Here is a 13,022-nt window from a genome sequence, read left to right on the forward strand (position 1 = left end):
CGACGTCGCGCGAATCGTTGACCACCGACATGTCCTCCGTGCAAAGCCCATCGCGCGTGCCCGCGCTGCTGAAGAACTTCGGCTTCCAGATCATCGTCGGCCTCATCGCCGGCGTCCTCCTGGGCCTGCTCGCCCGCAGCATGGCGCCCGCCGCCGACGGTAACGTCAACTGGCTGGTCGGCACGCTCAAGACGATCGGTTCGAGCTACGTCAAGCTGCTCACCGTCGCCGTCGTGCCGCTCGTGGTGACCGCGGTCATCGCCTCGATCGCCAACCTGCGCAACGTGACCAACGCCGCGCGCCTGGCCGGCAAGACGCTGCTGTGGTTCGCCATCACCGCGTTCATCTCGGTGATCGTCGGTATCGTCCTCGGCCTGGTGCTGCAGCCCGGCGCGCACACCACCGTGACCGGCGCGGGCAAGGCACCGTCGAGCATGGGTTCCTGGTGGGCCTTCCTGACGGGGCTCGTCCCGTCCAACTTCCTCGGCCTGCAGGCCAAGGCCTCCGACGGTGCCGTCTCGCTCAGCTTCAACGTGCTGCAGGTCCTCGTGGTGGCCGCCGCGATCGGCATCGCCGCGCTCAAGGTGGGGGCGAAGGCGGAGCCCTTCATCGCCTTCAACGCCTCGCTGCTGGCGATCATCCAGAAGGTGCTGTGGTGGATCATCCGCCTCGCGCCGCTCGGCACCGCCGCCCTCATCGGCACCGCCGTCGCCACCTACGGCTGGGACGCCATCGGCTCGCTCGGCGTCTTCACCGGCGCGATCTACCTGGGGCTGTTGATCGTGGGCTTCGTGGTGTACCCGGCCATCATCCGGGCGCACGGGCTCTCGGTGAGGCAGTTCTTCAGCGGCGTCTGGCCGGCCGCGCAGCTCGGTTTCGTCTCCCGCAGCTCGATCGGCACGCTGCCCGTGACCGAGCGGGTCACCGAGCGGAACCTCGGCGTGCCGCGCGAGTACGCCTCGTTCGCGGTGCCGCTGGGCGCGACCACCAAGATGGACGGTTGCGCGGCGATCTACCCGGCGATCGCAGCGATCTTCGTGGCGCAGTTCTTCCACATCCCCCTCGGCATCACCGACTACCTGCTCATCGTGATCGTCTCGGTGATCGGTTCCGCCGCCACCGCGGGCACCACCGGCGCGACGGTGATGCTCACGCTCACCCTGTCGACCCTCGGGCTGCCGCTCGCGGGTGTGGGCCTGTTGCTGGCCGTCGAGCCCATCGTCGACATGGGCCGCACCGCGCTCAACGTGACAGGCCAGGCGCTCGTCCCCACCATCGTCGCCAAGCAGGAGGGCATCCTCGACGAGGATGCGTACAACGCCCCGCGCACGGACGTCTACGCCGACGAGTCCGAGGAGCCCGCGCCCGTCGCGGCCTGATCAGGCGGGCGCGAAGGGCGCCGGCGGCTGGCCCTCCCAGATCCGGCGCGAGCGTTCCTCCGGATAGGGCGCGGTAGTCGACGGGGCGTCGAGGAGGCGGGTGCTCCGGCGGTCGGCGTCGTAGCGGGGCCAGCCCGGATCGCCGCTGGCGCAGAACCGCACCCAGGCGTGGAGCAGCTCGCCCGAGACCGCGCGTGCCCCGGCCGGGGCGTTCTCGCCGAAGAACAGGCGCCCCGTCGGGGAGTCCAGCGTCCCGAAGGCCAGCGGGATGTCGATGCTGTGGCAGGCGCCGTAGACCTCGGACTCCCAGCGGATCTCGAACAGGAACGACGTGCCGCCGGCCGCGGCGTTCGCCTCGGCGAGCAGCACCGTAGGCATGCGGAAGGTGGCGTCCGAGTAGACGGTCTCCACCAGCTCGTCCGCCGTCGTGTCCGGATATGCGGCACGGTACTCGGCGGGCCCGCCGGGGGCGAAGACCTCGAGCGCGTTGGCCGCGTCCTGGTCCGTGAACGTGCCGCGGACGCCCATCATGATGCTGAACAGCCGGAACTCGTCGCGCATGTGCCCGGCGAGCAGGTCGATGCCCGCGGCGGCGCCGGAGCCGAGCGCGTCCCACGGGGTCCGCGGCAGCAGGTCACCGTCGATGATCGGGCAGACGACGATGCCGAGGCGGGCGAGGCGGCCCCATTCGTCCTTGTGCGCGGGGGAGTCGATGCAGAGGGCGGTGACCTCCTCGGCGAGTCGCTGCGGTGGAACCTCCGCGAACCCCGCTGCGTTGGGCGTGACGCCGAGGCGCTCCGCGAGCGCGGCCGTGACCTCGCGCGCCAGCGCCGGGGTGATGTGCATCCCGGGGGCCGAGTGGGTGATGGCCCGCCGGAACAGTGGCCGCGCTCGCGGGATCGCGAGCAGCGCGGCGACCGACCCCGCGCCGCCCGAGGTGCCTGCGATGGTGACCGCATCGGGGTCGCCGCCGAACGCGGCGATGTTCCGGTTGATCCACTCGAGCGCGGCGATCTGGTCGAGCAGGCCCCGGTTCGACGGTGCGCCGTCCAGCAGCGCGAAGCCCTCGGCACCCATCCGGCACTGCACGCTCACCACGACGAGCCCTTGGGCCGCGAGGGCGGTGGGATCGAACATCGGGTCGGCCGCGCTCCCGGCCATGTACCCGCCGCAGCAGATCCACACCAGGACGGGCAGCCCGGACCGGTCGGGGTCCGGTGTGCAGACGTTGACGGTGAGCCAGTTCGGATCGTCGGACGCGTCCGCCTGCGGACCGGGCCCGGACTGCGGCGGCGGGGGACCGAAGTCGGCCGCCGGTCGCACGCCCTCCCAGTGCGGAACGGGTGCGGGGGCGGCGAAGCGCAGCGGTCCGACGGGCGGCTGCGCGTAGGGGATGCCCCGAAAGGTCGCGACGCCTCCGATGCGCCTTCCCTCGACGACGCCCTCCGCCGTCCTGATCCTCGGTTGCTCCTGCATGTCGGCCTCCTTCGGGTCGGCGTGTCGTCCCCTCCGACGTTATCAGCCAGTTGTATTATTTCAAGTGTATTGGAACGACCGGGAGGAATCGCCGTGCCGAAACAGGTCGATCACCGGGAGCGCCGCGAGGCGATCGCGCGGGCGCTGTGGCGCGTGGTGGACGCCTCGGGCGTGCTCCGGCTGAGCCTGCGCGAGGTCGCGAAGGAGGCCGGGATGTCGCACGGCCAGGTCCAGCACTACTTCGCCTCCCGCCGGGAACTGCTCGCCTTCGCCATGGACTTCGCCGCGGAGCAGAGCGCGGCGCGCGTGGCCGCCGGGCTGGCGCGCCTCGGGGCGGATCCGCACCCGCGCGACGTGCTGCGCCTGGTGCTCGTCGAGATGCTTCCCCTGCACCCGGATTCGCGCGCGACCAGCCGGATGAACGCCGCCTACGTCCTCGAGGCGCTGCACGACGAGGACGTCCGCGCCCGGACCCGCGAGGGGATGAGCCGCGGCCGGGCGCAGGTCGAGCAGCTGGTGCGTGGTGCGATCGCCGACGGCCGGATCGCGGGGGACCGGGCACCGTCGACCGAGACGGACAGGCTGCTCGCGCTGACCGGCCTGACGCCCCTCCTGGAGCTGGGGGTCATCGCGCCGGACGACGCCCTCGCCGCGATCGACCGTCATCTCGACGAGCTCTTCGTGCGCTGACCCGCCGGCGCGGGGTGATCTTTGTGGCGAGATTACTTGTGAGTAACGAAAGCTCGCCGATACAGCCCGGTTTCTTGACCCACCCTTTATCGTTGCTCGCATGTCCGACCTGCTGGCCGCCCTGAACGAGTACGTGTGGAGTCCCGCCCTGATCTACCTGTGCCTCGGGGTCGGCGTCTTCTTCTCGATCCGCTCGAGACTGGTGCAGGTGCGCCAGATCCCCGCGATGCTGGGGCAGCTGGCGCGCGGCGAGAAGTCCGCCTCGGGTGTGAGTTCGTTCCAGGCGCTCGCGATGTCGCTGGCCGGGCGCGTGGGCACCGGCAACATCGCCGGTGTCGCCACCGCGATCGCCTTCGGCGGCCCCGGCGCCGTGCTGTGGATGTGGGTCATGGCCTTCCTCGGCGCGTCCACCTCGTTCGTCGAGTGCACGCTCGGCCAGATCTACAAGGAGCGGGACCAGCTCACGGGGGAGTACCGCGGCGGCCCCGCCTACTACTTCCGGCGGGCGTTCGCGCACACCCGGTTCGCCGCCGTCGGCAACGTCTACGGGCTCCTGTTCGCCGCGGTCACCGTCGTCGCGTGCGGCCTGCTCATGCCGATGGTCCAGTCGAATTCGATGGCCGTCGCGATGGAGGGCGCCTGGGGGATCGAGCCGTGGATCGCCGCGGTCGGCATCGTGATCGTGCTCGCCTTCGTCATCATCGGCGGGGTCAAGCGCATCGCGACCTTCGCCTCGATCGTGGTGCCGTTCATGGCGATCGTCTACATCTTCGCGGCCCTGGTCATCATGGCGTTCAACCTGGAGTCGGTCCCGGGCGTCTTCGGCCTCATCGTCAGCGACGCCTTCGACCTCTCGGCCGGCTTCGGCGCGCTGATCGGCACCGCGGTGATGTGGGGTGTCAAGCGCGGCATCTACTCCAACGAGGCCGGCCAGGGCACCGGCCCGCACGCCGCCGCCGCGGCCGAGGTCAGCCACCCCGCCAAGCAGGGGCTCGCGCAGGCCTTCGCCGTCTACGTCGACACGCTGTTCGTGTGCTCGGCCACCGCGTTCATCATCCTCAGCACCGGCGCCTACCGGGTCTTCGAGGGGGATTCGGCCTCGGGCCGGGTGCTCCGGGACGGCGGGGCGCTGACCGGTGACCCGGAGGTGGGGCCCGCGTACGCGCAGCAGGGCTTCGACACCGTCTTCAACGGCGCCGGGGCGACCTTCATCGCGGTCTCGCTCGCGTTCTTCTGCTTCACCACGATCGTGGCCTACTACTACATGGCCGAGACCAATCTCCGGTTCCTCATGGGCCGCGCGGCGACCGCCGTCGTGCCGGTGATCGGCACGCCGCTCGGCCGGGTCCTGACCATGGCGCTGCAGATCCTGATCCTGGTGTCGGTGACGATCGGCGCCGTGTCCACCGCGAAGGACGCGTGGGCGATGGGCGACCTGGGCGTCGGGCTCATGGCCTGGCTCAACGTCATCGGCATCCTGGTCCTGCAGAACGCCGCCTTCAAGGCCCTGCGCGACTACGAGCGGCAGAAGAAGCTCGGCATCGACCCGCAGTTCGACCCGGCATCGCTCGGTATCGCCAATGCGACCTTCTGGGAGCGGCGCGCGGCCGACCGTCGCCCCGACCCCGTCGACGCCTGACGCGTGCGGCACCGTCGACCTGGGGGAACGCCACGATTTCGCAGGTCGACGGTGCGGGCGTACACTGATCCCTGCGCTCCGTCCCGATGGCGGAGTGACTACGCGTGTTCCCCAGCGCCCATGGCGTGCCGTACAGCGCGGTCTCCTTCCCCGAAGGAGTGCAGTGCGGCGGAGCACCAGGACACCGCGCATCGCCTCTCGTCCGCTGACCAGCGGAAACGAGGGCCGTCGCGGCGTGAACAACTGCAACTACGAAAGAGGCATCATGGCTGTCGTCACCATGAAGCAGCTGCTGGACAGCGGCGCGCACTTCGGTCACCAGACCCGTCGGTGGAACCCGAAGATGAAGCGTTTCATCTTCACCGACCGCAACGGCATCTACATCATCGATCTGCAGCAGACGCTGACCTACATCGACAAGGCCTACGAGTTCGTCAAGGAGACCGTCGCCCACGGTGGCACCGTCCTCTTCGTCGGTACCAAGAAGCAGGCCCAGGAGTCGATCGCCGAAGAGGCCACCCGCGTCGGCATGCCCTACGTGAACCAGCGCTGGCTGGGCGGCATGCTCACCAACTTCCAGACGGTCCACAAGCGTCTTCAGCGCATGAAGGAGCTGGAGACCATGGAGCAGACTGGTGGCTTCGAGGGTCGCACCAAGAAGGAAATCCTCATGCTCACGCGTGAGAAGAACAAGCTCGAGCGCACCCTCGGCGGCATCCGCGACATGGCCAAGGTCCCCTCGGCCATCTGGGTCGTGGACACCAACAAGGAGCACATCGCCGTGGGCGAGGCCCGCAAGCTGGGCATCCCGGTCATCGCGATCCTCGACACCAACTGCGATCCCGACCTCGTCGACTACCCGATCCCGGGTAACGACGACGCGATCCGCTCCGCCGCTCTGCTGACCAAGGTCGTGGCCTCCGCCGTGGCCGAGGGCGTGCAGGCCCGCGCGGGCGTCGCCACCGGCGATGCCAAGCCCGAGGCCGGCGCCGGCGAGCCCCTCGCCGAGTGGGAGCAGGAGCTGCTGGAGTCCGCCACCGTCGCCGCCGAGGCCCCCGCGGCCGAGGCTGCGGCCACCGAGGCCCCGGCCGCCGAGTAACAGTTCTTCCTACCAAGCTAAGGAGCCGCATACATGGCGAACTACACCGCCGCTGACGTCAAGCGTCTCCGCGACCTCACCGGGTCGGGGATGATGGACTGCAAGAACGCGCTCACCGAGACCGACGGTGACTTCGACAAGGCCGTCGAGGTGCTGCGCATCAAGGGCGCGAAGGACGTCGGCAAGCGTGCCGGCCGTTCCACCGCCGAGGGCCTCGTGGCCGCCAAGGACGGCGTGCTGATCGAGCTCAACTCCGAGACCGACTTCGTCGCGAAGAACGCGGAGTTCCAGGAGCTGGCCGACGCGATCGTCTCGGCCGCCGCCGCGTCGGACGCCGCCACCGTCGAGGCCGTTCTCGAGCTGCCCCTCGAGGGCGAGACCGTCGCGTCGCGCATCGAGGCCGCCTCCGCCAAGCTGGGTGAGAAGCTCGTGCTGCGCCGCATCGCGCGCTACGACGGCCCCGTCGCCGTCTACCTGCACAAGCGCAGCTCGGACCTGCCGCCCGCCGTGGGCGTGCTGGTCTCGTTCGAGGGCGAGGGTGACACCGCCGCCGAGGCCGCTCGCGGCGCCGGCATGCAGGTCGCCGCGCTCAAGGCGCGCTACGCCAGCCGGGACGAGGTTCCGGCCGACGTCATCGAGAACGAGCGTCGCATCGCCGAGGAGACCGCGCGTGCCGAGGGCAAGCCGGAGCAGGCGCTGCCGAAGATCATCGAGGGCAAGACGATCGCGTACTACAAGGACACCGTCCTTCCCGATCAGCCGTCGGTGACCGACAGCAAGAAGTCCGTCCAGCAGGTGCTGGACGAGGCGGGCGCGAAGGTCCTCGCCTTCACCCGTTTCGAGGTCGGCCAGGAGTAACTCCTCCCGTCTCCGCGCACGAGGCCCGCACCGATCGCGATCGGTGCGGGCCTCGTCGTGTTCGCTCCGGGGCGTGCGGAAATCTTCAAGCCCGACGGTGCCGTCGGCTGTCAGTCTTGAGGCATGAACACGACACGCAAAGACGTCAACATCTGGCCGGGAATCACCTACGACGATGCGCTCGCCGCGCGGGAATGGCTGCGGCGCCTCGGTTTCGAGGAGGGCATCCTCGTCGAGGGCGATGGTGACGGGGAGGTGGTGCACTCCGAGATGCTCTGGCCCGACGGGGGCCGGGTCATGATCCACTCCGCCTGCAAGCAGGACTCGACCTTCTCCTCGCCGACGGGCAGCGCCAACATCTACGTCGTCGTCACCGACCCCGACGCCGTCTACGCCCGCGCCACCGGACTCGGCGCCCGCCTGGTGCGGGACATGGCCGAGGAGGACTATGGGTCACGAGGATTCTCCGTCGCCGATCCGGAGGGCAACAGGTGGAGTTTCGGTACCTACGCGGGGTGAGTGCACCCGGGATCGCCCGGGCGGTCGCCTACGACATCAGCGGCGCCGCGCCGGGCACCCACCTCGCGGTGCCCTCGCCGACGCTCACGATGATCGTCGACCTCGGCGACGGCCTCGACCTCACCGGCCCGGGCCTGCCCGAGCCCACGACCTTCCGGCTGTGCCTCTCGGGCATGCATCCCGCGCCCTATCTGGTCCACCACGACGGTGCGCAGCTCGGCGTGCAGGTCGACGTCCGGCCGAGCCTCGTCCGCGCGCTGACGGGCGCTCCGGCGGCGGAACTCGGGGGAGCGGCCGTCGAACTCGAGGATCTCGTGCCGGGGCTCGCCGGCGAACTCTACGGCAGGGTCGCGGCCGCACCGCCGGCCCGTCGAGAGGCCGTCGCGGCGGCGGTGCTCGCCCGCCGGGCGACCTCCGGCCGCGAGGTACAGCCCGACGCCGCGGCGGCCTGGGCCCACCTCGCGGCCCGGGAGGGCAGGGTCACCGTCGCCGAGCTGGTCGAGCGGTCCGGCTGGTCGGCACGGTACCTCGCGATGAGGTTCACCGCCGAGTTCGGGATGGGGATCAAGCAGGCGGCGCGGCTGATGCGGTTCGACGCGGCGCGCCGCGCGCTCGAGGCGGGGGTCCCCGCCGCCGACGTCGCGGTCCGCGCCGGCTACGCCGACCAGGCCCATTTCAGCCGCGAGGTCCGCGCTTTCGTCGGCCACGCACCGTCGGCCTACCTCGCGCGTCGCAGGAGCGAGTTCACGCCTGTGTAGTCTCGCCGAGGTGTCCTGGATCCGGCGCGCGATCGCGATCGCCCTCGTCGCGTGCCTCGCCCTCGCGCTGGGGGCGTCGGCGCGCATCGGGGGCGGCAGCGGCTACGTGCACTACCAGAGCAACCCCATCAACTACATCCCCGATCTCCCCGGGGGCGCCCAGTACGTCTCGATGGGGGACAGCTACGCGGCGTCCGGCTCGCGCGTCAAGATGCGGCCGATGGACCTGTGCGCCCGCAACGGCGACGACCTCGGCCACGTCCTCGCCCAACGCCTGCAGCCCTACTCCTTCACCGACCGGGCGTGCTCGGGCGCGACGCTCGACGACCTGACGCAGCCCTCGCCGAAGCCCAACACGTCTCCGCAGCTCTACGGGGTGGGGCCGTTCACGCGGCTGGTGACCATCGTCATCGGCGCGAACTCGCTGGGCTTCGGCAACATCGTCGTGCACTGCTTCGGCGATCCGGACGACCGCTGCGCCGCCTCCGCCACCCAGGACCTCCCCGGCTCGCAGGGCTGGAACTTCGTGCGCGCCCAGTACGCCGCCACCGTCGACGCCATCAAGAAGGCGGCCGCGCCGGACGTGCGGGTCGTCCTCGTCGGCTACCTCCCGTTGTTCCCGCTCGACGGTGCCCCTGACCCCGCCTGCCTCGACCGGGCCGGGATCCCCGCGGAGAACGTCGACCACTGGCGCACCTGGTACCGCAGCGTCGACCGGCTGATCCGCGAGGTCGCCGCGGACCGTCGGGTGATGTACGTCCGGCCGCCCATGGACCGCACCGCGTGCGACCCGGACCCGTACGTCCGGCTGGGTGGGATCAAGCTCAAGGCGCAGGAGCCGGACGCCAACGGACTGCATCCGACGGCCGCCGGACAGCGGGCCCTGGGCAACCTGATCGAGGACCGGCTCCGAGGATCCGCGCCGCCCGCATAGGATGGTCGGCGTGACGGACACGGCCCAGGAACAGCAGACGGATCAGGACGCGACGGAGCAACAGGCGCGGCACGGCTACAAGCGCGTGCTGCTCAAGCTGGGCGGCGAGATGTTCGGCGGCGGCGAGGTGGGGCTCGACCCCGACGTGGTGACGACGGTCGCGCAGCAGATCGCCCAGGTCTCGCGCAGCGGCCACGAGATCGCGGTGGTCATCGGCGGCGGCAACTTCTTCCGCGGCGCCGAACTGCAGAACCGCGGCATGGACCGCGCCCGCTCGGACTACATGGGCATGCTCGGCACCGTGATGAACTGCCTCGCCCTGCAGGACTTCCTCCAGAAGGAAGGCGTCGACACGCGCGTGCAGACCGCCATCACCATGGGCCAGGTCGCCGAGCCCTACCTGCCCCTGCGCGCCAAGCGGCACCTGGAGAAGGGGCGCGTCGTGATCTTCGGCGCCGGCATGGGCATGCCCTACTTCTCGACCGACACCACCGCCGCGCAGCGGGCGCTGGAGATCGGTGCCGAGGTCGTGCTGATGGCCAAGGCCGTCGACGGCGTCTACGACAGCGACCCGCGCACCAACCCCGACGCGGAGCTCTTCGACGAGATCACGCACCGCGCCGCGCTGGAGAAGGGCCTGAAGGTGGCCGACGCGACCGCCTTCAGCCTCTGCATGGACAACAAGATGCCGATGCTGGTGTTCAATCTCCTGGAGGAGGGGAACATCGCCCGCGCCGTCGCGGGGGAGAAGATCGGCACCCTCGTCCGGCCCTGACGCCGGACACCACCACTGAAATTTTCACAGCAAAGGACGTGTGACCCAAGTGATCGACGAAACGCTCTTCGACGCCGAGGAGAAGATGGAGAAGGCCGTCTCGGTGGCCCGGGAGGACTTCCAGTCGATCCGCACCGGTCGCGCGAACCCGGCGATGTTCAACAAGGTGGTCGTGGACTACTACGGCTCGCCCACCCCCATCACCCAGATCAGCTCGATCACCACGCCCGAGGCGCGGCTCGTGGTGATCAAGCCCTACGAGGCGAACCAGCTCGGCAACATCGAGACGGCGATCCGCAACTCGGACCTGGGCGTCAACCCCACCAACGACGGCCAGCTCATCCGCGTGGGCATCCCGCAGCTGACCGAGGAGCGCCGCAAGGACCTGGTCAAGCAGGTCAAGGGCAAGGGCGAGGACGCCAAGGTCGCCATCCGCAACGTGCGCCGCAAGGCCAACGACCAGCTGGCCAAGATCGCCAAGGACGGCGACGCCGGCGAGGACGACGTGGCTCGCGCCGAGAAGGAACTCGACAAGACGACGGCCAAGTACGTCGCCCAGGTCGAGGAACTCGTGGCGCGCAAGGAAGCCGATCTGATGGAGGTCTAGCCGTGCCGGAAACCCCCGACTCGGTCGGTGCCGACAGTTCCGTCCCGGGCGCGCCCGAGGCACCGTCGGAGCCCGGGAAGCGGAAGATCAGCGCCGGGCGCAACCTTCCGGCGGCCATCGGCGTCGGCGTCAGCCTCGGCGCCCTCATCGTGGCGATCCTGTACTTCGCGCCGCACCTGTGGGTGCCGCTCGTCGCCGCGGCCGTCGCCGTGGCCACCTGGGAGGTGGTCAAGCGGTTCCGCGCCGCGGGCACCAACCTGGAGCTGTGGCCGATGCTCATCGGCGGGCAGGCCATCATCTGGCTGAGCTGGCCGCTGGGACCGGAGGGGGTGCTGGCGGCCTTCGTCGCGACCGTGCTCGTCGCGATGATCTGGCGGCTGCTCGGGCACCGGAGCACCGCGGAGCCGAACTCCTTCACCCGCGACATCTCGACCACCGTCTTCGTCCTCGCCTGGGTTCCGCTGTTCGCGTCCTTCGGCGCGATGCTGGTGCTCCCCGAGGAACGCGGCCCGCAGCGGGTGGCCGCGCTGATCATCCTCGTGGTCTGCTCGGACGTCGGCGGCTACGCCTCGGGGGTGCTCTTCGGCAAGCACCCGATGGTGCCCGCGATCAGCCCCAAGAAGTCCTGGGAGGGCTTCGCCGGGTCGATGGTGGCCGGCGCGATCGGGGCCGTGCTGGTGCTCGAGTTCCTGCTCGACGTCCCGCCGCTGTGGGGTCTGCTGCTCGGCCCCGTGGTGGTGATCACCGCGACGCTCGGTGACCTGCTCGAATCCCAGGTCAAGCGCGACCTGGGGATCAAGGACATGGGCACACTGTTGCCCGGGCACGGCGGCATCATGGACCGTCTCGACTCGCTGCTGCCCAGCGCGGTCGTGGTCTGGGCGGCGCTGGCCGCGTTGATGGGAACGTAGCGCCTACCGCCGGCCCGTCAGTGCAGGTGGCGCACGGCTTCGCGGAGCGGTCGCGGGGTGATGCCCTCGCGCCGCCGCGCCTTGCGGCGGGTCACGATGACGCCGACCAGCGCGATCGCCCACAGCGGGTACTGGGCCAGCCACGCCGCGCGGAAGCCGTCGAAGGTCAGGCCCGCGCCCGCGCCCATGACCGCGCCCATCACCTGGATCAGCACCAGGCTCGCGAGGAAGCCGCCGATGTTGACCATGCCCTGGGCGGTGCCCAGCACCCGGGTCGTGTTGAACGTGCGGGCGTAGTCGAAGCCGATCGCGGAACTGGGGCCGCCGACGGCGATCACGAGCACCAGCAGCGTCAGCAGCCACACGGGCGAGGGCTCGTCGCGGACCAGGACGATCGTCCACAGCGCCGCGCTGGCGAGGATGATCGTGATCACCATCCACGAGCGGCGCACCGGGAACCGGCCCGTGAGGAAGCCGATGATCGGGCCGGACGCCAGCGTCGCCAGCACGCCGAAGCTGACCACGGCGCCCGCCTCGTTCGAGGTGAGGCCCTGGGCCCTCGTCAGGTACGGCACGCCCCACATGAGCATGAACGCGGTCACCGAGAACATCGTGCCCATGTGTGTGAAGAAGCCCAGCCGGGTACCCGGATGCATCCACGTCGCGCGGAGGATCCCGGGGATCTCGGCGACCTTCACCGTCAGGTGCGGGGCCGTCCGTCCGGCCGGGGCGTTGCGGACCGTCGCGAGCACGGCGATCGCGGTGAACAGGCTGAGCGCGGCCGCGGACGAGTACGCCGCACTCCACCCGCTGCGGTGCAGCAGGGCGGCGAAGGGCACCGCCGAGAGCACCTGCCCCAGCTGCCCCGTCATGCCCGTCAACTGGGTGATCAGCGGGGTGCGGCGCACCGGGAACCACGCCGGGACCAGGCGCAGCACCGAGACGAAGGTGAGGGCGTCGCCGCTCCCGACGGCGACGCGCCCCGCGATGGCGAGCGGCAGCGATTCGGTGAGGCCGAGCGCCAGCTGGCCCAGCGCCATCAGCAGGGCGCCGCTCACGATCAGCCGGCGTGAGCCGAACCGGTCCAGCATCAGGCCCGCGGGGATCTGCATCACCGCGTAGACGGTGAGCTGCAGCACCACGAACGCCGACAGGGTGGCGGGGGCGGCGGCGAACCGTTCACCGGCCTCGGTGCCGGAGACGCCGAAGGACGTCCTCTGCAGCACCGCGACGACGTAGGCGAAGGTCGCCACCGACCAGATGATCCATGCACGCACGAACTACATTGTTTCACCGTCGTCGGCCGGACCGGACCGCGGCCCGGTCTTGCCGACAAAGCGGGATTAATCCTGGAGCTTCTTTTTAGCGCAGTGCAGC

13 protein-coding genes are annotated in these 13,022 nt (G+C 70.4%); 11 read left to right on the plus strand and 2 right to left on the minus strand.

What is annotated here, in order from left to right; translation table 11 throughout:
* Positions 1-29 precede the first annotated feature (29 nt).
* Positions 30-1,379: a dicarboxylate/amino acid:cation symporter gene (locus AC21LY_RS20560; protein ID WP_489048418.1), complete on the plus strand. Its 1,350-nt coding sequence runs from the start codon at positions 30-32 to the stop codon at positions 1,377-1,379.
* Here AC21LY_RS20560 and AC21LY_RS20565 read toward each other — a convergent pair whose 3' ends face one another.
* Positions 1,380-2,855, minus strand: a complete 1,476-nt coding sequence (locus tag AC21LY_RS20565) for a carboxylesterase/lipase family protein (RefSeq protein WP_489048419.1) — start codon at positions 2,853-2,855, stop codon at positions 1,380-1,382. It lies immediately after the preceding gene.
* Between the two features lie 93 nt (positions 2,856-2,948).
* Here AC21LY_RS20565 and AC21LY_RS20570 point away from each other — a divergent pair, with 93 nt between their 5' ends.
* The 10 genes from AC21LY_RS20570 to AC21LY_RS20615 all read left to right on the plus strand — a co-directional run bounded on the left by AC21LY_RS20570 (position 2,949) and on the right by AC21LY_RS20615 (position 11,645).
* Complete coding sequence (locus AC21LY_RS20570; RefSeq protein WP_489048420.1) at positions 2,949-3,545, plus strand: TetR/AcrR family transcriptional regulator; 597 nt, start codon at positions 2,949-2,951, stop codon at positions 3,543-3,545.
* A 100-nt stretch (positions 3,546-3,645) separates the two neighbouring features.
* On the plus strand, positions 3,646-5,184 hold the full coding sequence (locus AC21LY_RS20575; RefSeq protein WP_489048421.1) for an alanine/glycine:cation symporter family protein: 1,539 nt from the start codon (positions 3,646-3,648) through the stop codon (positions 5,182-5,184).
* 265 nt (positions 5,185-5,449) lie between these two features.
* Positions 5,450-6,283, plus strand: coding sequence for a 30S ribosomal protein S2 (gene rpsB, locus AC21LY_RS20580; RefSeq protein ID WP_489048422.1), 834 nt, complete (start codon positions 5,450-5,452; stop codon positions 6,281-6,283).
* 33 nt (positions 6,284-6,316) lie between these two features.
* On the plus strand, positions 6,317-7,141 hold the full coding sequence (gene tsf / locus AC21LY_RS20585; protein WP_489048423.1) for a translation elongation factor Ts: 825 nt from the start codon (positions 6,317-6,319) through the stop codon (positions 7,139-7,141).
* A gap of 123 nt (positions 7,142-7,264) precedes the next feature.
* A complete protein-coding gene (locus AC21LY_RS20590; RefSeq protein ID WP_489048424.1) occupies positions 7,265-7,660 on the plus strand; it encodes a VOC family protein in 396 nt (131 codons plus the stop codon).
* Positions 7,657-8,418 (plus strand): helix-turn-helix domain-containing protein, encoded by a 762-nt coding sequence (locus AC21LY_RS20595; RefSeq protein WP_489048425.1) that lies wholly within the window; start codon positions 7,657-7,659, stop codon positions 8,416-8,418. The genes AC21LY_RS20590 and AC21LY_RS20595 overlap by 4 nt, the downstream gene beginning before the upstream one ends.
* Before the next feature lie 10 nt (positions 8,419-8,428).
* The gene (locus tag AC21LY_RS20600; protein WP_489048426.1) at positions 8,429-9,352 is read left to right on the plus strand and encodes an SGNH/GDSL hydrolase family protein; all 924 of its coding nucleotides are present in this window, start codon (positions 8,429-8,431) and stop codon (positions 9,350-9,352) included.
* A 1-nt stretch (position 9,353) separates the two neighbouring features.
* Positions 9,354-10,127, plus strand: coding sequence for a UMP kinase (gene pyrH / locus AC21LY_RS20605; RefSeq protein ID WP_489048427.1), 774 nt, complete (start codon positions 9,354-9,356; stop codon positions 10,125-10,127).
* 49 nt (positions 10,128-10,176) lie between these two features.
* Positions 10,177-10,734, plus strand: coding sequence for a ribosome recycling factor (gene frr / locus AC21LY_RS20610; RefSeq protein ID WP_489048428.1), 558 nt, complete (start codon positions 10,177-10,179; stop codon positions 10,732-10,734).
* Positions 10,735-10,736: 2 nt separating this feature from the next.
* Complete coding sequence (locus AC21LY_RS20615) at positions 10,737-11,645, plus strand: phosphatidate cytidylyltransferase (protein WP_489048429.1); 909 nt, start codon at positions 10,737-10,739, stop codon at positions 11,643-11,645.
* Positions 11,646-11,662: 17 nt separating this feature from the next.
* Here the strand turns inward: AC21LY_RS20615 and AC21LY_RS20620 are convergent, their stop codons facing one another.
* A complete protein-coding gene (locus tag AC21LY_RS20620) occupies positions 11,663-12,922 on the minus strand; it encodes an MFS transporter (protein ID WP_489048430.1) in 1,260 nt (419 codons plus the stop codon).
* Between the last annotated feature and the right edge of the window lie 100 nt (positions 12,923-13,022).

It is taken from the genome of Tsukamurella sp. II2bb, assembly GCF_057815145.1.

What these genes read in the sequence shown, in the direction of transcription:
- AC21LY_RS20560 (WP_489048418.1), top strand. Translation starts at nt 30, where the DNA reads ATGTCCTCCGTGCAAAGCCCATCGCGCGTGCCCGCGCTGCTGAAGAAC.
- AC21LY_RS20565 (WP_489048419.1), bottom strand. Translation starts at nt 2,855, where the DNA reads ATGCAGGAGCAACCGAGGATCAGGACGGCGGAGGGCGTCGTCGAGGGA.
- AC21LY_RS20575 (WP_489048421.1), top strand. Translation starts at nt 3,646, where the DNA reads ATGTCCGACCTGCTGGCCGCCCTGAACGAGTACGTGTGGAGTCCCGCC.
- rpsB (WP_489048422.1), top strand. Translation starts at nt 5,450, where the DNA reads ATGGCTGTCGTCACCATGAAGCAGCTGCTGGACAGCGGCGCGCACTTC.
- tsf (WP_489048423.1), top strand. Translation starts at nt 6,317, where the DNA reads ATGGCGAACTACACCGCCGCTGACGTCAAGCGTCTCCGCGACCTCACC.
- AC21LY_RS20590 (WP_489048424.1), top strand. Translation starts at nt 7,265, where the DNA reads ATGAACACGACACGCAAAGACGTCAACATCTGGCCGGGAATCACCTAC.
- pyrH (WP_489048427.1), top strand. Translation starts at nt 9,354, where the DNA reads ATGGTCGGCGTGACGGACACGGCCCAGGAACAGCAGACGGATCAGGAC.